General features: G+C 70.2%; 23 protein-coding genes and 1 pseudogene. 17 read left to right on the plus strand and 7 right to left on the minus strand.

Going from position 1 to position 25528, the window contains the following annotated elements:
• Positions 1 to 960, minus strand: coding sequence for a helix-turn-helix transcriptional regulator (locus E1262_RS15605; protein ID WP_132104065.1), 960 nt, complete (start codon positions 958 to 960; stop codon positions 1 to 3).
• Positions 961 to 1019: 59 nt separating this feature from the next.
• Here E1262_RS15605 and E1262_RS15610 point away from each other — a divergent pair, with 59 nt between their 5' ends.
• The 7 genes from E1262_RS15610 (at position 1020) to E1262_RS15640 (ending at position 6558) form a co-directional block, all read left to right on the plus strand.
• A complete protein-coding gene (locus E1262_RS15610) occupies positions 1020 to 1577 on the plus strand; it encodes a mycothiol transferase (protein ID WP_132104066.1) in 558 nt (185 codons plus the stop codon).
• Positions 1574 to 2209 carry a GNAT family N-acetyltransferase gene (locus tag E1262_RS15615; RefSeq protein ID WP_203453911.1) on the plus strand — a complete coding sequence of 212 codons (636 nt, stop codon included), beginning with the start codon at positions 1574 to 1576 and terminating at the stop codon, positions 2207 to 2209. The genes E1262_RS15610 and E1262_RS15615 overlap by 4 nt, the downstream gene beginning before the upstream one ends.
• A gap of 98 nt (positions 2210 to 2307) precedes the next feature.
• Positions 2308 to 2649, plus strand: a complete 342-nt coding sequence (locus tag E1262_RS15620; RefSeq protein WP_132104067.1) for a YciI family protein — start codon at positions 2308 to 2310, stop codon at positions 2647 to 2649.
• Complete coding sequence (locus E1262_RS15625; protein WP_132104068.1) at positions 2646 to 3893, plus strand: RNA polymerase sigma factor; 1248 nt, start codon at positions 2646 to 2648, stop codon at positions 3891 to 3893. Before E1262_RS15620 ends, E1262_RS15625 begins: the two co-directional genes overlap by 4 nt.
• A gap of 99 nt (positions 3894 to 3992) precedes the next feature.
• Positions 3993 to 4865 (plus strand): fumarylacetoacetate hydrolase family protein, encoded by an 873-nt coding sequence (locus tag E1262_RS15630; protein WP_132104069.1) that lies wholly within the window; start codon positions 3993 to 3995, stop codon positions 4863 to 4865.
• Positions 4866 to 4933: 68 nt separating this feature from the next.
• Complete coding sequence (locus tag E1262_RS15635; RefSeq protein ID WP_162605928.1) at positions 4934 to 5782, plus strand: SMP-30/gluconolactonase/LRE family protein; 849 nt, start codon at positions 4934 to 4936, stop codon at positions 5780 to 5782.
• Positions 5779 to 6558 carry an NAD-dependent epimerase/dehydratase family protein gene (locus E1262_RS15640; protein ID WP_132104071.1) on the plus strand — a complete coding sequence of 260 codons (780 nt, stop codon included), beginning with the start codon at positions 5779 to 5781 and terminating at the stop codon, positions 6556 to 6558. The genes E1262_RS15635 and E1262_RS15640 overlap by 4 nt, the downstream gene beginning before the upstream one ends.
• Positions 6559 to 6669: 111 nt before the next feature.
• Here E1262_RS15640 and E1262_RS15645 read toward each other — a convergent pair whose 3' ends face one another.
• The 3 genes from E1262_RS15645 to E1262_RS15655 all read right to left on the minus strand — a co-directional run bounded on the left by E1262_RS15645 (position 6670) and on the right by E1262_RS15655 (position 10278).
• Positions 6670 to 7893, minus strand: coding sequence for a Gfo/Idh/MocA family protein (locus E1262_RS15645; RefSeq protein WP_132104072.1), 1224 nt, complete (start codon positions 7891 to 7893; stop codon positions 6670 to 6672).
• Between the two features lie 68 nt (positions 7894 to 7961).
• Positions 7962 to 9044 carry a LamG domain-containing protein gene (locus tag E1262_RS15650; RefSeq protein ID WP_132104073.1) on the minus strand — a complete coding sequence of 361 codons (1083 nt, stop codon included), beginning with the start codon at positions 9042 to 9044 and terminating at the stop codon, positions 7962 to 7964.
• Positions 9045 to 9141: 97 nt separating this feature from the next.
• Positions 9142 to 10278, minus strand: a complete 1137-nt coding sequence (locus tag E1262_RS15655) for a mandelate racemase/muconate lactonizing enzyme family protein (protein ID WP_132104074.1) — start codon at positions 10276 to 10278, stop codon at positions 9142 to 9144.
• Positions 10279 to 10452: 174 nt separating this feature from the next.
• Here E1262_RS15655 and E1262_RS15660 point away from each other — a divergent pair, with 174 nt between their 5' ends.
• The 6 genes from E1262_RS15660 to E1262_RS31330 all read left to right on the plus strand — a co-directional run bounded on the left by E1262_RS15660 (position 10453) and on the right by E1262_RS31330 (position 19195).
• Complete coding sequence (locus E1262_RS15660) at positions 10453 to 11364, plus strand: LysR family transcriptional regulator (RefSeq protein ID WP_132104075.1); 912 nt, start codon at positions 10453 to 10455, stop codon at positions 11362 to 11364.
• A gap of 77 nt (positions 11365 to 11441) precedes the next feature.
• Positions 11442 to 13520: an ABC transporter substrate-binding protein gene (locus tag E1262_RS15665; protein WP_203453912.1), complete on the plus strand. Its 2079-nt coding sequence runs from the start codon at positions 11442 to 11444 to the stop codon at positions 13518 to 13520.
• A gap of 64 nt (positions 13521 to 13584) precedes the next feature.
• Positions 13585 to 14898: a BNR repeat-containing protein gene (locus E1262_RS15670; RefSeq protein ID WP_132104076.1), complete on the plus strand. Its 1314-nt coding sequence runs from the start codon at positions 13585 to 13587 to the stop codon at positions 14896 to 14898.
• Positions 14892 to 15833 (plus strand): ABC transporter permease, encoded by a 942-nt coding sequence (locus E1262_RS15675; RefSeq protein WP_132104077.1) that lies wholly within the window; start codon positions 14892 to 14894, stop codon positions 15831 to 15833. The genes E1262_RS15670 and E1262_RS15675 overlap by 7 nt, the downstream gene beginning before the upstream one ends.
• A gap of 10 nt (positions 15834 to 15843) precedes the next feature.
• Positions 15844 to 17022: an ABC transporter permease gene (locus tag E1262_RS15680; RefSeq protein ID WP_132104078.1), complete on the plus strand. Its 1179-nt coding sequence runs from the start codon at positions 15844 to 15846 to the stop codon at positions 17020 to 17022.
• Between the two features lie 10 nt (positions 17023 to 17032).
• Positions 17033 to 19195 carry an ABC transporter ATP-binding protein gene (locus E1262_RS31330; RefSeq protein WP_132104079.1) on the plus strand — a complete coding sequence of 721 codons (2163 nt, stop codon included), beginning with the start codon at positions 17033 to 17035 and terminating at the stop codon, positions 19193 to 19195.
• 735 nt (positions 19196 to 19930) lie between these two features.
• On the opposite strand, the gene E1262_RS15690 is transcribed toward E1262_RS31330, so the two are convergent.
• The 3 genes from E1262_RS15690 to E1262_RS15700 form a co-directional block, all read right to left on the minus strand.
• Positions 19931 to 22036, minus strand: a complete 2106-nt coding sequence (locus tag E1262_RS15690) for an MMPL family transporter (RefSeq protein WP_132104080.1) — start codon at positions 22034 to 22036, stop codon at positions 19931 to 19933.
• Positions 22037 to 22151: 115 nt separating this feature from the next.
• The gene (locus E1262_RS15695) at positions 22152 to 22841 is read right to left on the minus strand and encodes a response regulator (protein ID WP_203453913.1); all 690 of its coding nucleotides are present in this window, start codon (positions 22839 to 22841) and stop codon (positions 22152 to 22154) included.
• Positions 22842 to 22846: 5 nt separating this feature from the next.
• Entirely contained in the window at positions 22847 to 24067 is a 1221-nt protein-coding gene (locus E1262_RS15700) for a sensor histidine kinase (RefSeq protein ID WP_162605929.1), read from the minus strand.
• A gap of 99 nt (positions 24068 to 24166) precedes the next feature.
• Here E1262_RS15700 and E1262_RS32125 point away from each other — a divergent pair.
• From E1262_RS32125 to E1262_RS15715, 4 genes and pseudogenes are all read left to right on the plus strand, one after another.
• Positions 24167 to 24223 (plus strand): annotated as a pseudogene (locus E1262_RS32125) (hypothetical protein); the annotation flags it as partial.
• Between the two features lie 83 nt (positions 24224 to 24306).
• Positions 24307 to 24456 carry a hypothetical protein gene (locus E1262_RS31335; RefSeq protein WP_238992949.1) on the plus strand — a complete coding sequence of 50 codons (150 nt, stop codon included), beginning with the start codon at positions 24307 to 24309 and terminating at the stop codon, positions 24454 to 24456.
• 41 nt (positions 24457 to 24497) lie between these two features.
• Positions 24498 to 24962, plus strand: a complete 465-nt coding sequence (locus E1262_RS15710) for a MarR family winged helix-turn-helix transcriptional regulator (protein ID WP_132104083.1) — start codon at positions 24498 to 24500, stop codon at positions 24960 to 24962.
• Positions 24959 to 25393 carry a MarR family winged helix-turn-helix transcriptional regulator gene (locus E1262_RS15715; protein ID WP_132104084.1) on the plus strand — a complete coding sequence of 145 codons (435 nt, stop codon included), beginning with the start codon at positions 24959 to 24961 and terminating at the stop codon, positions 25391 to 25393. Before E1262_RS15710 ends, E1262_RS15715 begins: the two co-directional genes overlap by 4 nt.
• The last annotated feature ends 135 nt before the right edge of the window (positions 25394 to 25528 follow it).

Raw genomic sequence — 25528 nt, forward strand, 5'->3', positions numbered from 1 at the left:
CTACTCCTCGCCCGCGGCGTCGACGAGGCGCTGGCCGACGACGCGAGCGGTGTGCTGGAGCTCGACGCACTTGAGGATGCGGAACGGGACCGGCAGCCTGGCCAGCTGCTCGGCGTACCACCAGGGGTTGCTGGTGCTGCCGGTCAACCTCGTCGTCTCGGCGTCGAGCGCCTCGAGCGTCCCGAGCATGGGCGGCACGCACGGCCGCACCTTCTCCAGCGGCCCCTCGATGATCACCTCGGTGTCGAACTCCCAGCCCTTCGCCAGATGCGCCTCGAGTTCGGCGACGGCGTCCAGCTCGGGCGGCGGCGAGAACGACGCCGCCAGCACGGACACCGACGTGACGCGGTCGATGCGGTAGGCGCGCCGCGCGGCGGAGCCGGGCGACCAGCACAGCAGGTACCAGCGGCCGTGCCGGACGACGACGGCCCAGGGCTCGACGTCGGCGGACCATTCGGAGCCGGCCTCGGACCGGTAGCCGAGGTGCACCATGCGGCGGTCCGCGCAGGCCTGGACCAGCGCCGTCGCGAGCTCCGGCGAGGGGCGGGCGGCCGCGCGGTCCGGCGCCGGTGCCGTCGTGCGGCGGACCGCCTCGGCCTGCTCGGCGATCGGCTCGGGCAGCGCGCGGAGCAGCTTGCCCAGCGCGCTGCCCACGGGGTCCGTGGCGTCGGAGGCGTCGTGGTGACCGTCGAGGACGGCCATGACCAGGCCGAGCACCTCGGCGGCGCTGAACAGCAGCGGCGGCAGCCGGACGCCGCGGCCGAGCCGGTACCCGCCGTATGGCCCGCGGATCGACTCGATCGGCAGACCGGCCTCGCGCAGGATGCCGACGTAGCGGCGGGCGGCCCGCTCGGTGACGCCGAGCTTGTCAGCGAGCCGGTCGGCCGTGATGCCGGGCGCACCCTGGATCAGCTCGAGCGTCAGCAGCGCCCGCGCCGTCGGGCTCGCATCGACCGGCACGACAACTCTCCCGCAATCCGGAAGCAGAACGTCCGGAACAAACTCTAGCGTGCCTTTCCATGGACCTACAGGACATGACCGTGATCGAGGAGTCGAAGGCGGGCGACGAGGTCGAGATGCTGATGTTCGCCCTCGATCGCGCCCGGGCGCAGTTCACCTGGAAGTGCGGTGGCCTGGACGTGGACGCTCTCAGCAAGCGGCTGCCGCCGTCGACCATGACGCTCGGCGGGCTGCTCAAGCACGTCGCGCTCTGCGAGGACCTGCGCATCGCCGAGTACCTCACCGGCGACCCCATGCCCGAGCCGTGGAAGCAGGAGAACTTCGAGGCCGACCCCGAGTGGGACTGGCACTCGGCCGCCGACGACACGCCCGAAGAGCTGTACACGCTCTGGCGCGCCTCGGTGGAACGCTCCCGCGCCGCGTGGGCCAGAGTGCTGGCGACCGGCGGCCTCGACCAGCCGTCGATCTTCACGACGGAGACCGGCGACCACCCGAACCTCCGGCGGGTCCTCGTGGACGCGGTCGAGCACTACATCCGCCACACCGGGCACGCCGATCTGCTCCGCGAGAACATCGACGGCCTCGTGGGCGAGGACCCGCCGCAGCCGAAGCCGTGACCGCGAAGGAACCGATCCGCGCCGACCAGGTGACGGTCGTCCCGGCCAACCAGGCGTCGTGGCACGACCTGACGCTGGTCTTCGGGACGGCCGACTACGCGGCGCGGTGCCGCTGCCAGCGGTTCAAGATCGACGGCTGGTTCTGGCGCGACACCACGTTCGACGAGCGCGTCGAGCTACAGCAGGAGCAGACCCACTGCGACGAGCCGGACGCGGAGCGGACCAGCGGGCTGGTCGCCTACGTCGACGGCGACCCGGCCGGCTGGGTCGCCGTCGAGCCACGTACAGCCTACCCGAAGCTGATCACGGGCAGCAGCCCGGTGCCCTGGAAAGGCCGCGACGAGGACCGCGACGACGCCAGCGTCTGGGCCGTCACCTGCACTATCGTCCGCCGCGGCTACCGCGGCCGCGGCCTGACCTACCACCTCGCCGCGGCCACCGTCGGCTACGCGCGCGACCGCGGCGCCCGGGCGCTGGAGGCGTACTCGATGATCACCGAGGCGGGTAAGGAGATCACCTGGGGCGAGCTGCATGTCGGCGCCCGGCAGGTGTTCGAGGAGGCCGGGCTCACGCAGGTCAGCCACCCCAGCAAGCGCCGCGCCGTGATGCGGATCGACTTCGCGCCCGGCTGAGCGCGAAGCTTTCTTCGCGAGGTGTGTCGGATCGCGGATGTCCCGTTCGTCGTGCGGGCGTACCGCGAAGATGACCCCATCCAGCGAAGGAGAGTCCCATGAAGTACCTGCTGTTCGTTGCCTGTGACCCGGACCACACCGAGGCCGACGTCGCGGCCGCCCCCGACATCGACGAGTGGCTCGAGTACGTCAACGGCAAGGGCCTGCGGATCACCGGCGACCGGCTGCGTCCGGTCAGCGACGCGACGACATTGCGGGTGCGGGGTGGCGAGCTGCTGGTCACCGACGGCCCGTTCGCCGAGACCACGGAATGGATCGCGGGCTTCGACATCCTCGAGTGTGAGGACCTCGACCAGGCGATCGAGGTCGCGGCGAAGCACCCGATGGCGTACACCGGCCGGCTCGAGCTCAGGCCGTTCTGGCCGCTCGACGACGAATGACGGACGCCCGCGCAGCGGCGGCCGTCGCCGACGCGGTGGCCGCGCAACGGCTGCGTATCGTCGCCTCGCTGATCCAGGTCACCGGCGACTGGGACCTGGCCGAGGACTGCCTCCAGGACGCCGTCGAACGGGCGCTGGAACGCTGGCCCGTCGACGGCATCCCGGACAACCCCAGCGCGTGGCTGACGACGACCGCCCGGCGGCGCGCGATCGATGTGCTACGCCGTCGGCAGAAGGAGCGGACGAAGCTGCGGGAGGCGCAGGCGTTGGCCGAGCTCGCCCGCGACCTCACCGGCGACGATCCCGGCCCGTACGGCGACGACCGGCTGAAGCTGCTGTTCACCTGCTGCCACCCGGCGTTGCCGATGGCCGGCCGCGTGGCGCTGACGCTGAAGTCGGTGGCCGGGCTGTCGACACGGCAGATCGCCCGGGCGTTCCTGGTCAGCGAGGCGACGATGGGCCAGCGGCTGCTGCGTACGAAGAACAAGATCGAGCACGCCGGCATCGGCTTCCGGGTGCCCGCGCCGCACCGGCTGGCCGAGCGCACGGCCGCCGTCCTCGCCGTCGTCTACCTGATCTTCACCGAGGGCTATGCGCCGACCGAGGGCGAGCCGTTCCGCGACGACCTCGCCGCCGAGGCGGTGCAGCTGGCCGGGCTGGTCGCGCAGCTGCTCCCAGACGACGACGAGGCGCTCGGCCTGCACGCCCTGCTGCTCCTGCAAAACGCCCGCCGGGCCGCCCGAGCCGACGCCGGCGGCGAGCTGGTCACGCTGGAGGACCAGGACCGCGCACGGTGGGACCACGATCAGATCGATGCCGGGCTGGCCGCGCTCGCCGCCGCCCGGGCGACCGGCCGGCCGCCGGGCTACTACCGGCTGCAGGCCGAGATCGCCGGGCTGCACGCGACCGCCGCCGACGCGGGCGCGACCGACTGGGCCCGCATCGTCATCGCCTATGACGCGCTGCTGGCGCTGCGCCCGTCGCCGGTGATCGCGCTGAACCGGGCGGTCGCGGTCGGCTTCCGCGACGGTCCGGAGGCCGGGCTGGCCGCCGTCGACGAGCGCGGAGACGAGCTGGCGGACTACCCGCTGCTGCCCGCCGTCCGCGCCGACCTGCTGCGCCGGGCCGGACGGCGACGCGAATCGGCCGCCGCCTACCGCGAGGCCGTCGCCGTCGCCCGCACCGAGCCCGAGCGGCGCTACCTCGAGCGCCGCCTCGGCGACGTGGCCGCCGATCGGCCGTAGTCGCCGGTCGTCCTTTCGTCAGCGCATTATGAGACTGTCATTCCGGGCCGTTCAGCCGTATTCTGGAGCGAAGTCGCCGATTGCCCGAGGAGACGTACATTGCGCTTCGCCACGATCGATATCGATGGCCACGAGCAAGCCGCTGTCGCTTGCCATGACAACCAATGGGCGCCATTGGATCGGCTCGATCCGGCATTGTCCGGCGACCTGCTCGTGCTCATCGAGCAGCAGCGCGGCGCGGACGAGCTGAAGGAATTGGCGGATCGTGCCGAGGCGCTACCGGACGATCGGCTCATCCCGGCGGTCGATGCCGTCTATCGGGCGCCGTACCGGCGGCCGTACAAAGTCTGGGGCATCGGACTCAACTACGGCGACCACGCCGCCGACTTGCATGAGGAGACGCCCGAGCAACCCGCGTCGTTCATCAAGGGTCACCACACCATCATCGGCCCAGGAGACGACATCGTCATCCCGCGGCAGAGCGCGCGCACCACGGCTGAGGCCGAGCTCGGCTTGGTCATCGGCCGCACGACAACCGAGGTCAGCAGGGCCGATGCCATCGATCACGTCTTCGGTGTGTGCGCCGTGCTGGACCAGACGGCCGAGGACATCCTCGCCCTCAACCCGCGCTACCTCACCCGGTCGAAGAACTTCCCGACGTTCTTCTCCTTCGGCCCGGAAATCGTCACGATGGACGAGTTCCTGGACGGTCGCGAGCTGAGCGACGTCGAGATATCCACATACGTGGACGGTAGGCCGGTGCGGCGGAATGTCGTGGCGAACATGACCCATCGACCAGCCGAATTGATCAGTTTTCACAGTCAGATGATGCCGTTCTTTCCCGGCGATCTCATCTCCACCGGAACACCCGGTGCCGGTGTCATTCAGCCCGGCGTTGTGGCTGAGGCTCGGGTCGACGGTTTGCTTCCGTTGCTGAATCCGGTCCGCGCCCAGAATTCCGGGCGCTCGTGATCGCCTCGCTTTCCGTTCCGAGAATCCATCCGTTGCGGGTTGCCGGGCGAGTTCCGGCCACGATGGAGGTGGCCGGACGCATTTCGCCCTGGGCGCGGATGGAGCGCGGCGTCGACGCGCCGTTGTGCTTTCTCGAGGGTCCCGTTCCCGACGGCGCCGGCGGGCTCTACCTGGTCGACGTGGCGTGGGGACGGATCCTCCGCATGACGGCGGACGGAGAGTTCTCGGTGCTGCTGGAGTACGACGGAGCACCGAACGGGCTGGCGTGGCTGAACGACGACACGTTGGCCGTGGCGGACTTCCGGCGCGGTCTGGTCGTGGTCGAGGAGGTGCGCAGCGCGGCGCCGCGGTTGCGGGTGCTGCTCGACGGCGACGACGGCCGGGCCTTTCGCGGACTGAACGATCTCGTCGTCGGCTCCGACGGCTCGATCTACGTGACGGACCAGGGCGACACCGGGCTGCACGACCCATCGGGCAAGCTCTATCGGTTCCATCCCGACGGCCGGCTCGAGACCGTGCTGGATGCCATACCCAGCCCCAACGGGCTGGCGCTCGACGAGGCGCGCGGCGCGATCTACCTGGCTGTGACCCGCGACAACGCGATCTGGCGGGTGCCGTATGGGCCGGCCGGACCCAGAAAGGTCGGCCGGTTCGTCCAGCTGTCGGGCGGGATCGGCCCGGACGGGATCGCCCTGGCGGACGACGGGACGCTGCTCGTCGCGCATCTCGGCATGGGTGTCGTGTGGGTGTACGACGAGCGAGGCATACCCAGGGTCGCGTTGGAGGCGCCTGGTGGGCGGGCGACGACGAACGTCTGCATCGACCGCACCGGGCAGGTCTATGTCACCGAGTCCGACACCAGCTCGATCTTGACGGTCGACCTCGCGGTCGCTGTCGCCGAGGAGGAGGGCCGATGACGAGCGTTCTCTACACCGGAGCCGCCGGCCGCATGGGAACGGTGCTTCGCGCGGGCCTGGCCGGTGAGTTCGAGCGCGTGGTCCTCTTCGTGCGCGAGGAGGTGCCCGTGCTCCACGCGCACGAGGAAATCGTCAATGGCCGGCTCAGCGATCTCGACGCCATGACTGAGGCGATGCGCGGCGTGGATGTCATGATCCATCTCGCGGCGGTCGCCGACGAGGCTCCGTGGGCCGACATCCTGGAGAGCAACATCGAGGGCACCTACGCCGTCTTCGAGGCGGCGCGGCGGGCCGGGGTGCGCAGAGTCGTGTATGCCAGTTCGCATCACGCCATCGGCTTCTATCCGGTGACTCAGCGCGTCGGCCCGGCCGATCCGGTGCGGCCGGACAGCTACTACGGGGTCAGCAAGGTCTTCGGTGAGGCTCTGGCGCGGCTGTACCACGACAAGTGGGGTCTGGAGGTGGTCAGCCTGCGCATCGGCTGCTTCCGGCCGGAGCCGGAGGACGTCCGCCAGCTCAGCGCGTGGTTGAGTCACCGCGACGGAGTGGAGCTGCTCCGGCGTTCGGTGCTGGCTGCCGGCGTCGGGTTCGCGGTCGTCTACGGAGTCTCGGCCAACACGCGCGGCTGGTGGGACAACGACGACGCGGCCGTCATCGGCTACGTTCCCCGCGACGACGCGGAGGCGTTCGCCGGCCGGTTCACGCCGGACGATCCCGCGCCGATTGTGCAGGGCGGTGCGTTCGCCGATCCGTCCTACCGCGGTGGCGTGTGGTGACGCCCGCCGGCGGGGACCAGGAGGGCCCGGCAGACCGGCGATGAGAGGGGGCCGGAGGTCTCCTCGATGTCGTCGGTGCGGGGCGTCGAGCCAGGGCGACCGTTGCTGGGGCTATGGCCGGCCCGACGACATCGGATGACTAGCCGGCGGGGCGCCGAAGTCGTCGATCCGCAGCCGCTCGCCGTCGCGGCGGGCCGACTCGTGGGCGACGATCCCGGGCAGCGTGTAGCGGGCCGCCGCCCAGGCGTTGACCGGTGGCAGCGCGCCCGTCGCCACCGAGCGGGCGAAGTCGTCGACGAGGAACTGGTGGCTCCCTTCGTGCCCGTTCGACGCACCGGCGAATGCCTCCGGCAACCGGGCGTGATCGTGGATCTTGGCGTGCCCGGACACGAACGCCGCGACGAGATCCGGGTCCAGCCCGGCGAGCTCCGGCGCGTCCGCCGGCAGCGTCGGGCGCGTCTCCAGCAGCTCGGAGACATCGGTGACGCCCGTCTTGTCCTGCCACACGCTGACGGTGGCCAGCTGCTCGAAGCTCCCTTCGGTGCCGAAGAAGCGGAACCGGGACTCGCGCAGGTAGGACGGATAGCCCACCCGCCGCATCTCGTTCGTCCGCATCGCGCCACCGTCGGCCAGCTCGAACAGCGCCGTCGCGTTCGACACGTCGTTGTCGAACATGCTGACGTCGCGATCGAACACGCCGTCACCACGCGTGTCCGGAACACCGATGCAGCTCACGCTCACCGCATGCGTGGGTATGGCGCCCAGCACACCACCCACCGCATGCGTCGGGTACAGCATCGGCGGATAGCTCGCCGTCGCCTTCCAGCCGTCGCCACCGCTGTACTGGTACGCCTCGTAGAACCCGAGGTCCATGTCGTGGACGTAGTCGCCCTCGGCGTAGAAGACGCGACCGAACGCCCCGTCCGCCAGCTTCTGCCGGGCGAACACCGTCGCCGGGTTGTAGTAGCTGGTCTCGCCCATCATGTAGGTGAGGCCGGTGGCGCGCACGGCGTCGATGATCTCGGCGATCTCCTCGGCGGTGACGGCCATCGGCACCGCCGAGAACACGTGTTTCCCCGCGTTCAACGCCCGCACGACGAGTGGCCCGTGAGTCCACCGTTGCGTGAAGATGGCGACCGCGTCGACGGGGGAGCGGAGCAGCTCGTCATACGTCGCCATGGTCCCGGCAAGGCCGGCCACCTCGGCCAGGCGCTTGGCCCGCTCTGGGATCAGGTCGGTCGCATAGACCTCTGAGATCTCCGGGTGCAGCCGGAACAGGCGCGCCAACGATCCGGCGAACTGTCCAGAGCCGAGGATTCCGAGCGAGAAGGGCATCGAATACCGTCCAGTCTCTTGTCGGGAACGCGGTCGCGGTCAGTGGGATCGATGGCGCGCCCGGCCCGTCAGGCGCTCATGTAGATCCGGCTGTAATCCCACTCGTAGTACTTACCCTGCAGCTCCGACGCGGGCAGTGGGTGGTTGACGGACGCCACCTTCGTGTGGCCCCAGCCGCCGTCGAAGATGAAGCTCATGTTGATCGGCTCGGCGCCCTGGGCTCCACCCACCGTCCAGTGGATGACGCCCCATTGCACGAGGATCCCGTCCACGTAGATCTCGTAGGTGTCGTCGGCTTTGTAGAGGCATTGCCAGACGTGGTACTGGCTGCCGTCGAACGAGGTGATGCCGCGCGAGGCCATCGCCGCGCCCCAGTCGGCGTGGTAATAGACGGAGTTCGTTCCGCCGATCACCCCGCTGTGCCAGTAGCGGCCGTCGTAGTTGGTGTAGCCCCCGCCGTTGTCGTATCCGAACGACTCGACGACGTCGATCTCCGCGCCGCGCTGCCAGATGTTGCCGCACGTCCAGATCGCGAACCAGAAGTACGGCGGCGTGACGTAGCGGACCCGTGTCTCCCAGAGCAGGTCGCGGCCGAGCAGCGATCCGCCGTTCGGAGCGGTCCACTTGGCCTGGAAGGACCCCGAGCCGGCATTGTGCTGGGTCGGGCTGACCGTCGTCGCGCCGTTCAGAGGCACCAGATACGTGCGCATCGAGTAGGGGTGGAAGGTGCGGACGGGGTTGTTCGGGTCCTGGATCGGCTGCCCGGGCAGGGCGTTGGCGGCATCCGGTGCCACGATGACAGCACCGTAGTTGGTGCCGTTCCCGATCGTGCCGAACTGGTCGTGGTACTGGAACTGCTGGTTCATGGAACTGATGCCGGTGATCGTTCCCGCGTGGCCGAAGTCCCAGTTCTTCACCAGGACCATGTCGGCCGCGGCCACTCTGAACGCCGGGCCCGGTCCCGTCGCGGGCCGCTCGAGCGATCCGCCTCCGATGGTGGGCTTGATGCGGCCGCGCCGGCGGTCGACGCCGGCGGCTGCCGCCGGTGCCCCGAGCATGGCGGCGCCCGCACCGGCCGCCGCAAGACCCAGCAGGCGGCGACGTCCGAGAACCGGTGAACGGTGGGTGTCCGGGTGCTGGTGGGGTGTCATGATTCCTCCTCCTCGAGGAACTTCCGTTCATCTGGACCGCGATCAGCAGACGAATCCCCCGCAGCTCGCCATGACGACGACGCGAATACCTGCGCCGCTAAACGGTGGTGGAGATCCGGCGCCAGGGCTCGACCAGGTAGCCGCTCAACGATTCCTCGGCATAGTCGAAGCCCAGCCCGGGCCGGTCGTGAAGGTGCAGCACACCGCGGTCGACGGGCAGTTGGCGATCGATGATCAGCCGGAAGTTCGCGACATCCGCGGTGGGGAAGTACTCGACGTAGCGCGTGTTCGGAAGGGCACCGACCAGCGGTGCGTGAAGGTCATGGAACCAGTGCGGCGACACGGTGATGCCATAGGAGTCCGCCATCGTCGCGATCTTGCGGAACTCGGTGATGCCGCCGCAGACCGCGGCGTCGGTCTGCAGGATGACGGCGGCGGCAGCGTCCATCGCCGACTTGAACCGCCACCGACCGGCCTCGATCTCGCCCGTCGCCACCAGAACGGACGTCGACTGCGCCAGCCGTGCGTGGCTGCTCAGGTCGTCGGGGCCGAAGGGCTCCTCGATCCAGTACGGGTCGTACGGCTCCCACGCCCGCAACGCGCGGACGGCCTCGGCCAGGTCACGGAACGCGTTGTTGGCGTCGAGCATCACCAGGACGTCCGGGCCGACCGCCTCGCGGACGGCGGCCAGCCGCTTGGCGTCCTCTCCGGGGTCCAGCCGGCCGACCTTCATCTTGACGGCGCGGAAGCCGGCCTCGACGTATCCGAGCATCTCCTCCGCGAGATCGTCCGGGCCCTTGCCGTCGAGGTAGTAGCCGCCGCTGGCATAGGCGGGTACCTGGTCGGCGCGTCCGCCCAGGTACTTGTGCAGGGGGAGCCCCGCGGCCCGCGCGTTGCGGTCCCAGAGCGCGATGTCGAGCGCGGACAGGGCGCGCATCACCGAGCCGGCTCGACCATGGAGGAGGCTCTCCTGGTACATCCGCGCCCAGCTGTCCTCGACGTGATGGGCGTCGGAGCCGATGAGCACCGGTCCGAGCAGATCGGTGACGGCCGACGTCGCGAGGTTGCCGGCGCGGTGCCCCGGATAGCAGAAGCCGATCCCGCTGACGCCGTCGTCACCGGTCACCCGGACCAACGTGTAGCACCGGTCGCTCACCGTCCGGCCGGAGAACGCCACCGGCCTGGGAAGCGGCACGACCGCCGTTGCCGCCTCGATGTGGCTGATCAAAGTCACGCGACGTCCCCTTCACAGGTCAGTTCGGAACGGGCCGGGGCTCGCCTTCGAGCTGCCGTCTTCAGATGATTCGGCGGCCCAACTTCCTGACATCGTGGATCAGCGACATGGTCAAGTCCAGGCGATAATAGTGATACTGATCATCAGGAATCCTGATGGAAGGGTGGGACGCCGATGGAGCTGCACTGGGTGACGACCTTCCTGGCGATCGTCGACAATCGGGGGTTCGGCAGAGCGGCGGAACTGCTGCACTGCTCACAGCCGACCGTCAGCAACCACGTCGCGGCGCTCGAGCGTGAGCTCGGCGCGTCGCTGCTGCACCGCAATCGCCGCCCGGTCGAACTGACGCAGGCGGGGATGGCCTTCCTGCCGCACGCGCGCGCTCTGGCCCGCGAGGTCGAGGCGGCCCGAGGCAGCGTGGCGGAGGTTCTCGGGCTGCGACGGGGAACGGTCACGCTCGGCGCCTACGCCAGCGCGACGGCCGGCTACGTCCCCGATCTGCTCGAGAGCTTCCACGCGCAGTATCCGGGCGTCACCGTCCAGCTGCTGGAAGCGCGGGCCGACGACCTCGCCCGGGCCGCCCTGTCCGGCCAGATCGAGCTGATGCTGCGGCCGACGACGCCGCCCCTCTCCGAGGCGACGTTCAGCAGCAAGCCGCTGTGGCGGGAGCGCTACCAAGTCGTGCTCCACCCGGCGCATCCGCTGGCCGAACAGGCCGGTGCACTGCCGTTGGAGGCGTTGGCCGAGCACGAACTGATCATGACCGGCCACGGCGAGCTGGCCAGTCCCGATCATCCGCTCTGGCATCACCTCGGGCGCTATCCCGAGCTCGCCTACGAGGTCACCCAGCCCCAGTCGTTGATCGAACTGGTGCGGCACGGACTGGGCGTCGGCGTCACGAACGAACTCTCGCTCAACGTCTCGGCCACCGACGGCCTGGACATCCGCGACATCGACTCCGCCGTCGCGTACCGGGACGTCGCCGTGTGGTGGCTGCGCGGCCGGACGCACTCACCGGCGGCCAGGGCGCTGCTGGCCTTCATCCGGGAGAGTCCGCGTCCGCCGGGCCTGACCCGCCTCGACTAGCGCCGTGACTCGCATCAAGAACTCTGATGATCAGCATCACGAACATTGTCTGGACTTGAACGTGTCGCCGTAACACCATGGCAACACTCGACTCAGCCGGCACTCCCGCCGTCAGCGGCGTCACCGGGACGGTCGACGTCACGACATTCGGCCAGATCTGGAAGGAGTCGCTGATGAAGCCACGCGAGCGCGTCGCCGGCGCGGGGTTGGAGATCTCCAGGCGTCAGTTGTTGCAGGCCGGTGGAGCCACCATCCTGGTCACGGCGGTGGCGGCGTGCTCCGGTGGCGACGACGGAGAGCCGCGCGGCGGTATGTCGGCGCCGTCGGACCAGCCGCTGGAGGCGCCGATGCTCTCGGAGCGGGTCACCGCTGGCGAGCTGCCACCACTGGCCGAGCGGCTGCCCGAACGGCCGCTCGTGGTCGAGCCGGTGGAGCAGATCGGCGTGTACGGAGGCCAGTGGAGGACCGCCATCCTCGGCGCGGCCGACTCGGCGTGGCTCGATCGCACGATCGGCTACGACCAGCTGATGCGGTGGGACATGGACTTCACCGTTCCACAGCCGAACGTCGCCGAGTCCGTCGAGGCCACCGACGACGGCCGCCGCTTCACGGTCACGCTCCGTGCGGGCATGAAGTGGTCCGACGGCGCCCCGCTCACCGCTGACGACGTCGTCTTCTGGTACAACGACGTCCTGCTGAACGAGAGCTATCCGACCATCGTCGTTCCCACGGAACTGACCACCGCCGACGGCACTCCGGCGGTCGTGAGCAAAGCCGACCAGTACACCGTCGTGATGGAGTTCGCGGCCCCGAACGGCCTGCTCGAGCAGTACCTCGCCTCGGGCGGCTCCTTCGTGGCCGGCCCACGACACTATCTGGAGCAGTTCCATCCGACCTACAACCCCGACGTCGCCCAGCTCGCGGCGGACGAAGGACATGCCGACTGGGTCGCGCTGTTCGACGCGAAGGCCGACGTATGGGGCAACCCGGAGCGTCCGGTGCTGACACCCTGGGTGGTCGTACAGCCGCTGGGCGACGGTCAGCGGGTGATGGCCGAACGCAATCCCTACTACTGGAAGGTCGACCCCGACGGCCGCCAGCTGCCGTACATCGACCGCGTGGTCTTCGACATCGTGAACGACGAGCAGACCATCCTGCTGCGTGCCACGAACGGCGAGCTCGACATGCACATGCGGCACATCAACAACCTCACGAACAAGCCGGTGCTCGCGCAGAACCGCGAGACCGGCGGCTACGACTTCCACGATCTGGTCCGTTCGACGATGAACCAGATGATGATCTCGTTGAACCTGACCCACAAGGACCCGGCCCTGCGTGAGGTCTTCCAGAGCAAGGACTTCCGGATCGGCCTGTCGCACGCGATCGACCGGGAAGAGCTCATCGCCGCGGTGTACCAGGACCAGGGCGAGCCGTGGCAGATCGCGCCGCGCAAGGAGGCCGAGTTCTACGACGAAGAGCTGGCGAAGCAGTACACCGAGTACGACCCCGACGAGGCGAACCGCCGGTTGGACCGGGCCGGTTACAGCCAACGCGACGGCGACGGTTTCCGGCTCCGGCCCGACGGGGAACGCATTCGCTTCTCGGTCGAGGTGTCCAACCATGAGCCGGCATGGATCGACTCGCTCGAACTGATCAAGGTGTATTGGGCGGAGGTCGGCATCGACATGCGGACCGAGAGCGAAGACCGATCACTGCTGCTCACCCGCAAAGAAGCCAACGAGCACGACGCCGCCGTCTGGTTCGGCAGCGCCGGCCTGAAGGACGCGATGCTGGACCCGCGGTGCTACTTCCCGTCGAACAACATCTTCTCCGATTACGCGATCCCCTGGGCGAACTGGTTCGTCGGTAAGGCGGAGGTGAGCGAGGAGCCGCCCGAGCCGGTGAAGGAGCAGATGTCGCTCTACCGGGACCTGATCGAGTCCATCGACCGGGATCGGCAGACGGAGATCTTCCGCGAGATCCTCCGCATCGCCAAGGAGGAGTTCTACGCGATCGGCACGGTGTTGCCCGTCGGGGACTACTGCATCGTGAAGAACACCTTCAAGAACGTGCCGAGTTCGCTCATCGAGACCGGCACGCAGTATCCGAGTCCTGGGCCCACCAATCCGGAGCAGTACTTCATCGCCGACTCCTGACCACCGACGTCGGGCCGCACCTCGCTACATTGTCCTGCCGTTGCCGCGTTCGGAGCTGAGGCTGATGAGGGACTCGATTCTGGAACCCCACGCGTTGAACCTGGCGCGCGGCCAGTTCGGTACGTGTTTCAACGGTCAGACGTTCCAGATCGACGCGGTGGTCACGTTCGGCGGCTGGCAGTACGCGACCTACGTCGACCACAAGCGGCGGGTCTGCGTGGCGCGCCGAGAACTCCCGGACGGGCCGTGGCAGAGCGTCCCGTTCGACGACTACACGATCGACCACGCCGATGTGCACAACGTGCCGGTGATCGGCATCTGCCCGGCCGACGGCACCATTCACCTGGCCTTCGACCACCACGTGAGCCCGCTGCACTACCGCGTCTCCGAGCTCGGGGCGGCGACGTCGCCGGCGCGGGCCGACTGGTCGGCCGGCCTGTTCGGTGCCACGACGTCCGAGCTGATCCCTGGCCACACCCTCGATCGCCTGACCTACCCCAACTTCGTCACGACACCCGGCGGCGGCCTGCTGCTGTACTACCGCATCGGCGGGAGCGGCGACGGCGACAGCCATCTCGCGCGGTACCGTCCCGAGCGCGGTGGCTGGTCGGTCGACGGCGAGTTCGTCAGCCGCCGTGGACGATTCGGCGACAGCCCCTCGCGTTCGGCCTACCACAACGGCTTCGACTTCGGCCCCGGCGGCCGCCTGCACACCACGTGGCTGTGGCGGGAGGACCCTGGGCTGCTCAGCAACCACGACCTGCAATACGCCTACAGCGACGACGAGGGCCGCACCTGGCGGAACAACGACGGCGCCTCGATCGGCGTCACCGGGCGAGCACCCATGCATCTCGCCTCGCCCCGGGTCACCGTGCGGGCTCTTCCGCACGGATGGGGACTGATGAACCAGGTGACGCAGACGGTCGACAGCCGCGGCCGGGTCCACGTCGTGCTGTGGCAGCGGTCTCTCGACGAGCCGACTGCGTCCACGGATCTGAGCACCTGGCGTTACGTGCACTACTGGCGTGACGACGAGGGCCGCTGGCGGCACCAGGAGCTGCCGTTCGCCGGCCGCAAGCCGTCGCTCGTCGCCGATGCCGACGACAACCTCGTGCTGGTCTTCACCAAGCCCGACCGGCCCGATTACCACGGTCTCGACACCGGCGGACCGCTGCACGTCGCCACCGCCGCGGCGGCGGACGGCTGGGAGACCTGGCATGCGGTCCAACGGTCCGAGGTCGCGTTCGTCGGCGAGCCGCGCATCGACGAACACCGCTGGCGGGACGAGCAGGTGCTGTCCGTGTACGCTCAGCGGGCCCCGGGACGAGCGGGCGAGCCCAGCGAGTTGCACGTCATCGACCTGGAGCAGCGATGCTGAGCTTCCTGGGCCGCCGGCTGCTGTACATGGTCCCGACGCTCTTCCTGATCTCGGTCGTGTCGTTCGCCATCATCCAGCTGCCTCCGGGCGACTACCTGACCGCGCTGACCTCCGAGATGGAGGCGCAGGGCGAGACGGTCGACAACGTGCAGCTGGAAGCGTTGCGAGCCCGCTACGGACTCGGTGAGCCGTTCCACGTCCAGTACTGGAAGTGGATCTCCGGGATCGTCTCCGACCTCGACTTCGGCCAGTCCTTCGAGTGGGGGCGCCCGGTATCGACGCTGCTCGCCGACCGGCTGCCCCTGACCGTGGCGCTGGCCGGAGCGACCCTGTTGTTCACCTGGCTGGTGGCGCTGCCCATCGGCATCTACTCGGCCGTGAAGCAGTACTCGATCGGTGACTACCTGGCCACGACGCTCGGTCTGCTCGGCCTGGCCACGCCCAACTTCCTGCTGGCGCTGCTGCTGATGTGGATCGCCTTCAGCACCTTCGGGCTGTCGGTCGGCCGGCCCAACGCGGTCACGCTCGCCATCGCCGTCGTCGTCCTGGGCACCGCCGGCACGGCCGGACTGATCCGCATCCTGCGGGCGAACCTGCTCGACGAGCTGCGCAAGCCGTACGTCGTCGCCGCGCGCGCCCAGGGACTGCCCGAGAGGCGGCTGCTCGTCAAGTATCCGCTGCGCGTGGCCATGAACCCGTTCTTCTCCACCATCGGCTGGCTGCTGCCCGGCCTGGTGGGCGGCGAGGTGATCGTCGCGACGGTGATCAACCTCGACACGGTCGGGCCGTTGCTGCTGGGTGCGCTGCAGAGCCAGGACATGTATCTCGCGGGGTCGATCATCCTGATCCTGAGCGCGCTGACCGTGATCGGGACGTTGATCTCCGACATCGCCCTGGCCTGGCTCGACCCCCGAGTCCGTCTCCGGTACCGGTAGGTGACGCGGAATGCTGCAGCCCGACTCCCCGCCCGAGCGGCCCGGTGTGGCCGCCGATCCGGCTCCCGACGGTGCGCACCTCGCCGTGGAGCCGGAGGCGGTCTCGGTCGCGTCCCAGTGGAAGCTGATGTGGTGGCGGTTCCGCCGGCACCGGCTGGCCATGGCCGGGCTGATCGTGACCGCGCTGTTCTACTTCGTCGCCGTCTTCGCGGACTTCCTGGCACCGTACGGGTCGGGCACCTTCGAGTCCGAGCACACGTACGCGCCGCCCCAGACTCTTCGGATCGTGGACACCAGCGGTGACGGCTGGGACTGGGGGCTCTACGTCCACGGGTATCGCGCCGAGCGCGATCCGGAGACGCTGGAGCTGAGGTACGCCGTCGACGAGGCGACGCGGATCCCGGTGCGGCTGTTCGCCGAGGGTGAGACCTACCGGCTGTTCGGCCTGTTCGAGACCGACATCCACCTGTTCGGGACAGCCGACCCCGACGCGCCGCCGGTCCATCTGCTGGGAGCGGACCGGCTGGGCCGCGACCAGCTGTCCCGCATCATCCACGGAACGCGTATCTCGATGTCCGTCGGCCTGATCGGTGTGTCGGTGGCGTTCGTGCTCGGCATCCTCCTCGGCGGCGTGTCCGGTTACGTCGGCGGGAAGACCGACACCGTCATCCAGCGGGTGGTGGAGTTCTTCATGTCGCTGCCGACCTTGCCGTTGTGGCTCGGCCTGGCGGCCGCGGTACCCCGCGACTGGGGGCCGTTGACGCGATACTTCGCGATCACGGTGGTGCTGTCGTTCGTCGCCTGGACCGGCCTGGCGCGCGAGGTGCGCGGCCGGTTCCTGTCGCTGCGCGAGGAGGACTTCGTCACGGCCGCGAAGCTCGACGGCGTTGGTCGGCCCGGCGTCATCTTCCGGCACATGCTGCCCTCCTTCACCAGCCACCTGATCGCCACGCTGACGCTGTCCATCCCGGCGATGATCCTCGCGGAGACGGCGCTGTCCTTCCTCGGCCTCGGCCTCCAGGCGCCGGTCGTCTCGTGGGGTGTGTTGCTGCAGGAGGCGCAGCAGATCCGCGTGATCTCGACCGCGCCATGGCTGCTGCTCCCGGGTCTCGCGGTCGTGACCGCCGTCCTGGCACTCAACTTCCTCGGGGACGGCCTGCGCGACGCGGCCGACCCGTACCGACGATGAGGGGACCGACATGACGTCGCACGTGAGGGCAACGCCGACGATCGCCGACGCCCACGTTCCCGAGTCGGACCTGTTGGTCATCGACGAGCTGGCGACCCACTTCCACACGGACGAGGGCGTGGTCAAGGCCGTCGACGGCGTCAGCCTGACGGTGCCGCACGGCAAGACGGTGTGTGTGGTGGGCGAATCCGGCTGCGGGAAGTCGGTCACGGCGCGGTCGGTGCTCGGGCTGGTCGACCCACCGGGACGGATCGAGAGCGGCCACATCTGGTGGCGGCCCAGCCCGCCCACGGAGCCGCTCGACCTCGCCGCTCTGGATCCTCGTGCAGCGGCGATGCGACGGGTCCGCGGCGGGCAGATCGGCATGGTGTTCCAGGAGCCGATGGCGTCGCTGTCGCCCATGTACACCATCGGCAACCAGCTGACGCAGGCGATGCGATTGCATCTGCCGCTGTCCGCAGCCGAGGCGCGGGAGCGAGCCATCGCGCAGCTCGCCCGCGTCGGCATCCCGCAGCCGGAGAAGCGGTTCGACGCCTACCCGTTCCAGCTCTCCGGCGGCATGTGCCAACGGGCGATGATCGCCATCGCGCTGGCCTGTGACCCGGGCCTGCTGATCGCCGACGAGCCGACGACGGCGCTGGACGTCACCACTCAGGCGCGGATCCTCGACCTCCTCCGGGAGCTGAAGGACCAGACCGGCATGGCGATGATCTTCGTCACGCACGACCTCGGGGTGGTCGCCGAGATCGCCGACGAGGTCGCCGTCATGTACCTGGGCCGGGTCGTGGAGCGCGGCAGTGTCTTCGACATCTTCGATCGGCCGCAGCATCCGTACACGGTCGCCCTGCTGGAGTCGATGCCCACGGCGGGCCTCTCGGCCGGCGGGCGGCTCAACGCGATCTCCGGAATGGTGCCGCACCCGGGCAACCGGCCGGCCGGCTGCGCCTTCCACCCACGCTGCCCCAGCATGATCCCCGGTCTGTGCGACACCATCTCGCCGCCCGAGCTGACTCTCGGCGACCGGCGAAGCGCGGCCTGCCACCTCCTGGACGCCGAGGTGGCGGCACCGCCGCCGCCGTCCCGTGTCCCCGCGGCAGTGGTGGCGCCGGCCGTCACGCGCGCCGTCCCGGCGCCCGCGGCGCCCGCGCCGGCGCCGAGCGGCGAGCCGTTGCTGTCGGTGCAGGGTCTGCGGATGTACTTCCCGGTCAAGAAGGGCATTCTGGGTCGCACCGTGGGACACGTCCGCGCCGTCGACGACGTGGACCTGGAGATCCGGCAGGGCGAGACCGTGGGACTGGTCGGTGAGTCAGGCTGCGGCAAGACCACTCTTGGCCGGTGCATCGCCAGGGCGCTCGACCCGACCGGCGGGCGGATTCTCTACCGCGACGCCGAGGGCGGGCCCGCCGTCGACCTGGCCCAGCTCACCAGCGCCCAGCTGCGTCCGTATCGCGGGCAGGTCAGGGTGATCTTCCAGGACCCGTTCGGGTCACTCAACCCGCGCAAGACCCTCCTCCAGCTCATCGGTGAACCCCTCACGAGGATCCGCCGCGCCGACACGAGCGATTCGAGCATCCAGGATCAGGTCGCGGACATGCTGCGCCGGGTCGGCCTGCGCCCGGAGTACATGCGCCGCTATCCCCATGCCTTCTCCGGTGGCGAACGCCAGCGCGTCAGCATCGCCCGCGCCCTGATCACCCGCCCGCGGCTGGTCGTCGCCGACGAGGCCGTCTCCGCGCTCGACGTCTCGGTCCGCGCGCAGATCCTCAACCTGCTCCGGGATCTGCAGGACGAGTACCGGCTCACCTATCTGTTCATCTCGCACGACCTCTCCGTCGTCGAGAGTCTCTGCGACCGCGTCGCGGTGATGTACCTGGGCAAGATCGTCGAACAGGCCGGCACCCGGTCGCTGTTCACCGAGCCGGGTCATCCCTACACCGCCGCCCTCTTGTCCGCCGTCCCGCAGCCCGACCCGCACCGTCGGAGCCAGGGTGCGCGGATCCGGCTCGCGGACGACCTCCCCGATCCGGCCGACCCGCCGCCCGGGTGCCCGTTCCACACCCGCTGCCCGCACCGGGACTCCTCCATCTGCGCCGTGGACGTGCCCCAGCCACGGCGGCTCGGCGCCGGTCACCTGGCCGCCTGCCACTACGCCGGCGACCTCGTCCTGAAATGAGCCTCGCCGCCCAGCTGCTGTTGATCTTGGAGTTGTTCGGCCATCTATCGGACATTTCACCCCAAAATGGCCGAACAACTCCAAGATCAACGCGGTGGCGTTGGGGGTATCAGCGACGGGCAGCGTCCCCACAACCGGATCTGGGGTTCACCCACGCACGGAAGCAGTAGAGGAGCCTGAAATGAGGCTGCCCGACCCGATCCGTGGGTCGATCATGTCTTGATCACCGAGTTGCCGGATCGGTTGAACGCGCGCCTTGGTGGCCGGGGTTCGCCGGAGTTTCGCCGCGTTGGCCGGGGGTTTGCGACGTTGGTCGTCCCCCTGCTGCCCATTCTCTTCGCCGCGCACGCGCGCCTCAAGCGGACCTATGGGGCGCTTCGCGCCGAGGCGGACCGCTTGACCCGCGCGCACGCGGCCGAAGAACGGGCAGCTATCAGGGGACGGGGGAGTCTGGCGACGGCGCGACGTTTGGCCGGCGCTGGTGTCCACGGTGTGAGATTTCACGGCGATTCGGGAGCCATCACCAGGACTTCTCCCGCATCACCACGCCTGCAATCGTGTTGAGGCTCCCGTAATCCTGGTGATGTACGCGATCGTTGCGGACTTGAGGCGCGCGTTCGCGGCACACCCGGCGAACCGCGGACCTCGCCAACCCACGGATCGGGTCGGGGAGTCTGAAACGAGCGCGTGGAAGGGGCGGATCCGAGGGACCCGCCCCTTCCGTTCGGCCCGACGTCAGCGCACCAGCACCGGCTCACGCTCGCCGTCCGGTCCCGTCGGCTCGGTGGCCGAGGGCGCCTCGACGGACTCGGTGAGCGCCAGCCGCTCGTGCACCCGGCGCAGCGGCCGGGGGAGCCACCAGTTGCGCGAGCCCAGCAGCGTCATCGTCGCCGGGACCAGGAGCATCCGGACCACGGCGGCGTCCAGCGCGATCGCCAGCACCAGCCCGAGCCCGATCGCCTTGATCGGCGCGAACCCACCGAAGACGAACCCGGCGAAGACCACTCCGATGATCAGCGCGGCCGCGGTGACGATGCCGCCGGTGCGCTGCAGGCCGGCCACGACCGAGCCGTGCGCGCCGTCGCCTGCCAGCCAGCGCTCGCGGATCCGCGACAGCAGGAACACCTCGTAGTCGACGGAGAGTCCGAACGCGATCGCGCCGACCAGGATCGGGACGGTGAGGTGCAGATAGCCCAGGCCGTCGGCGCCGACCAGACCGGCGAGGTGACCCTGCTGGAACACCCACACGACCATGCCGAGCGCGGCGCCGATGCTCAGCAGGTTGGTGAGGATCGCCTTGACCGGCAGCAGGATCGAGCCGGTGAACGCGAACAGCAGTGCCAGTGTGCCGATCGCCACCAGCCCGATCGCCCAAGGCAGCCGGTCGGCCAGCATCGCCTGGTAGTCGACCAGCACCGCGGTGTCGCCGCCGACCTGGACCTCATAGGGGAGCGACATCGAGCGGATGGCCCGGACGGCGTCCTGCGCGGCCGCGCCCTCGGCGTCGCCGGCTGGGGTGGCGGCCAGCCCGGTGAGGTCGTCGGTCAACGGCACGACCTCGACCGACGCGATGCCGGGCAGGTCCTCGACGGCGGAGCGCAGGCCCTCGACCGAGCCGGTCGGCGCCGATGCCACGATCTCGATGTCGCCGGTCCACCGCGCCTGCTCGGGGAAGTGGGTGCCCAGCTGCGTCCACAGCTCGCGGGTGTCCGTCGACGTCGGCAGCATCCGCGGGTCGCCCTGCGAGATGTGCATGTCCGCGACCGGCACCGCCAGCGTGACCAGCGCGGCCGCCGTGGTGACCAGCGTGAGGACCGGCCGCTTCTGCACGCCGCGGGCGACCCGGGCGAACACGCCATCACCGGACCGCTCGCGCGTCGGCGAGATCCGGTGGCCGAACTTCGCCAGCAGCGCCGGCAGCAGCGTCAGCGCGGCGACCATGTCGGCCAGCACGACGGCGGACCCGGCCAGCCCCATCGAGCGCAGGAACGGGTCGTTGAAGACCACCAGCCCGGCCAGCGCGACGGCCACTGTGAGCCCGGAGAACACGACCGTCCGCCCGGCCGTCGTCGCCGTCCGCAGCACGGCCTCTCGCACGTCGGGCACCGTCCGCCGCTCCTCCTTGAACCGGCTCACCATCAGCAGCGCGTAGTCGACCGCCAGCCCGACGGCCAGCATCGTCGTGATCTGTATCGAGTACACCGACACGTCGGTGACCTGACTGAACGCGAACAGGATCCCGAACGTCGCCCCGACGCCGACGCCGGCCACCAGCAGCGGCAGCCCGGCCGCGAGCAGCCCGCCGAACACGACCAGCAGCAGGATCAGCACGACCGGCATGGTCAGCATCTCCGCGCGGGCGACGTCCTCCTGGGCGGTCTCGGAGAACTCGACGTCGGACAGCGGGCCGCCGGCGACGACGACGGACGCCGCGTCGATCGACTCCAGCCGCTCGGCGGCGGCCGCCGCCTCGCCCTCGCCGTCGTCCTCCAGCCCGGGCGTGAGCGCGATCTCGACGAGGACCGCGTCGCCTCCGTCCGACGGCAGCGGCGGCGAGACCGACGCGATCCCGGGCAGCGTCGCGACGTCGGCGAGCCCGGCCTCCAGCGCTCCGGCAGAAGCGCCCGTGACGACGGCAGTGAAGGTGTCCGGCTGCGGCGCGGCGTCGTCCACGCGCTCCTCGGCCTGGGCGGACTCGCTGCCCGGGACGATGCCGGTGTCAGAGGTGAGGCGGTCGAACACGCCGGTGCCGATGCCGAACCCGGCGGCGACGACGGCGACCCAGGCGAGGATGACGATCAGGGGCCGCCTGACGGCGAACCCGGTGATGCTGCGCAACATGGCGGCCTCCTTGGGGCTCCGATGGACTGTGTCGATCGTGGCCCTCGGACCCCTGCCGGCGGATCGCCGTGAAGAGCGGATTCGGGCCCCGCTCGCAGGAGCGGCGGCCTCCCTCTCAGGAGTGAGACGCGCCCGGTGTGACCAGGCCGGTCTCGTACGCGAGCACGACCGCCTGGACGCGGTCGCGCAGGCCCAGCTTGCTGAGCATGCTGCTCACGTGCGTCTTCACGGTGTGCTCGGTGACGAACAGCTCCGCCGCGATCTCGGCGTTGGACAGCCCGCGCGCGACCTGGCGCAGCGTCTCCGCCTCGCGCGCGGTCAGCACGTCCAGCCGGCCGTCGGCGGCGCCCTGGCCGGCGCCCGGCGGGCCGCCACCCCGGCCCACGACGTCCGCGATCAGCCGCCGGGTGACGGACGGCGCCAGCAGCGCCTCGCCGGACGCGACGACGCGCACCGCCTCGACCAGTTCGTCGCGGCGCATGTCCTTGAGCAGGAACCCGCTGGCACCGGCCCGCAGCGCGTCGTAGACGTACTCGTCGAGGTCGAACGTGGTGAGCACGAGCACCCGGGCGTCGGTCTCGCGGCAGATCGTGGTGGTCGCCTCGATGCCGTCCATGTTCGGCATCCGGATGTCCATGAGCACGACGTCCGGCCGCAGCTCCCGGGCGGCGGCGACCGCCTGCGCGCCGTCCTCGGCCTCGCCGACGACGGCGATGTCGGGCTGCACGTCGAGGATCATCGCGAAGCCGCCGCGCACCAGCGCCTGGTCGTCGGCGATCAGCACGCGGATGGTCGGCTCGGGCACGCCCTCTAGTTTTCCATTCCCTCGTGTGGCTCGCCGCCGCCTCGGACCTGGGGGTCGGCCCTGGGGCAATCGAAAGGTACGGAGGCGGTCACGCGGAAGCCCGCGCCACCGGGTCCCGGCCCGGTCTCGAGCGTCCCGCCGGCCGCGGCGACCCGCTCGCGCATCCCGATCAGGCCGTGCCCGCTTCCGTCGGCCGACGGTGTCGGGGGCGCGCTCGGCGGGCCGGCGCCATCGTCGGCGACCTCGATGCGCAGCGCGTCGCCCGACCAGGTCAAGCGGACGTCCACCCGGCCGGCCCCGGCGTGCTTGACGGTGTTGGTGAGCGACTCCTGGACGATCCGGTACGCCGTCGCCGCGACGTCCGCCGGGACCGGCCGCGGCGCGCCGTCCTCGGCGAGCGTCGCCGCCAGCCCCGCGTCGTTGACCCGCTGGACCAGGCCCGGGAGGGCGCCGAGGCCGGGTTGCGGCGCACGGTCGCCGCCGCCGTCGTCCGCCGCACGCAGCACGCCGAGCACGCGGCGCAGCTGGGCCAGCGCGTCGCGGGCGGTGACGGAGATGGTGTCGAACATCTGCTCCGCGCGGTCGGGGTCGTGCCGGACGGCGACCGGCCCGGCCTCCGCCTGGACTACGACGAGGCTCATCGAGTGGGCGAGGATGTCGTGCATCTCGCGGGCGATCCGCTCGCGCTCCCGCGTCGCGGCGGTCTCCTGCTCCTGGGTCAGCCGCAGCGCGCGTTCCTCCAACATGGCGATGCGGTCGCGGCGGGCCCGGGCCGCGGTGCCCAGCGCGTAGGCGACCGCGAACATGATGCCGATCATGCCGAGGTTCAGCGCCTCGTCACGCGGGACGATGATCGAGATGGAGATGCCGAGGACCGTGGCCGCAACGGCGATCAGCCGCTTCAGCGGCGGCGATAGTGCGGCGAACGTGTAGGTGGCGACCAGCTGTGCCGCCGGGACGTCGGCCAGGATGTCCGCGCTGGCCAGCACCGTCGTCGAGATGCCGGTGATGGCGGCGACGGCGAACGGGTGCTGCCGCCGCCACAGCAGCGGCAGCGCGTTGACCGACGCCGCCAGCGGCACCCACCAGTACAGCTTGTCCGCCACGCCCGCGTTGAAGATCACGTAGAGCGCGCAGGCCGCGGCCACGACGGCGTCGACGGCGACCGGTGGCAGGCCGCGCGCCCACGCGGCCAGCCGCTCGCCGTACTCGCTCAGTCGCGCCACGCGAACAGTATCGGCGCGGCATGGCGTCGGCGTCCTCACTCCCAGGAGCGAGATGGCGGTGGCAGCCGACCGCGCGGTCTGGCCGGTGACAATGGTCCGGTGCTGCTGACCCTGACCTCGGCCGTCGCCTACGCCAGCGACCTCCGCTATCTCCTGCACAAGCATCCCGAGCGCGTGCAGAGCTTCCAGCTGAGCGTCGGCGTCGTTGGGCCGGGTCTTCGGCTCGGCGGGTCGCCACCGTGCACGGCTACACCGTCGCCTACGCGCCGGTGGGCGAGCCCGACCCCGTCGCCGGCCCGCCGACCCAGCTCGCGACCTTCCCGATCGGAGACGCCGGCATGAGCGTCATCGCGATCCCGCAGTTCTGCCTGGTAGATCCAGGCCGATAAAAGGTTGCCGTGGACATAGTGTCCACGTACAGTTTTTCGTGATGAAGAAGAATCCGACCGCGGGCTACCTGGTCTGGCGGCTCGCGACCAAGTGGGGCGCGCTGCTTGACCGGGCGCTCGCTCCGTACGGGCTCACCCAGGCGCAGTTCTCGGTGCTCGGCACGCTCTACGGCGTCACCCGGGCCGGCGGGCAGCCCAGCCAGCGGGAACTGTCCGACCACACCGGCCTCGACCCCGTCTTCGTCTCCAAGCTGGTGCGCACGCTCGAGGGCAACGGCCTGGTGCGCCGCACCACCGACCCGTCCGACTCCCGCGCCGTCCGGCTGACCCTCACCGACCGCGGCGTCGAGGCCGCCGAATCCGCCATCGACCGGGTCATGACGCTGCAGAACCAGCTCGCCGAGCCGCTCGGCGGGCCCGACAGCGAACAGACCCGCCAGCTGGTGGCCACCCTCACCACGCTGCTCGACGCGCCGCCACCGCCCGACCCCGGGAGGAACCCGTGATCATCGCCCCGCTCACCGGTGTCGACATCGGCGTCGCCGCCAAGGCCGTCCACGCCCTGCTCGCCGTCGTCCTCGACACCAAGGGCATCACGCTCGCCGAATGGGTCGCGCTGCGCACCCTCGGGACGGCGCCCGACCGGGTGTCCCAGCCGTCCCTGCGCGACGGCCTCGTCCTCGCCCTCGGCGTCGACGCCACCGAGGCGACGGCCGTGCTCTGCTCCCTGGAGGAGCGCGGCCTCCTGGCGTACGACACGTACGAGCAGATCGGGCTGACCGCGGCCGGCCGGATCCAGTACGACGAGCTCCAAGCCGCCGTCGTCGCGGTGACCGCGGAGCTGTACGCCGGCATCGACGCGAGCGAGCTGGCCACGACCCGCCGGGTGCTCGCAACCGTCACGGCGCGGGCGGCGGAGCTGAGGTCGCAGCTGTGACGGCGACCCGGCGCCCGCACGCCGCCGGACTCCCGGCGTGCACGTGCCCACCCCTCGGGATCCCGCGCCATCGACGAACCACGCGCACGCCGGGGTTTCCCGAGCCGGGCCGGCGACAGCAGGACCCACGAGTCC

Origin of the sequence: Jiangella aurantiaca, assembly GCF_004349105.1 — a bacterium.
GTDB lineage: Bacteria > Actinomycetota > Actinomycetes > Jiangellales > Jiangellaceae > Jiangella > Jiangella aurantiaca.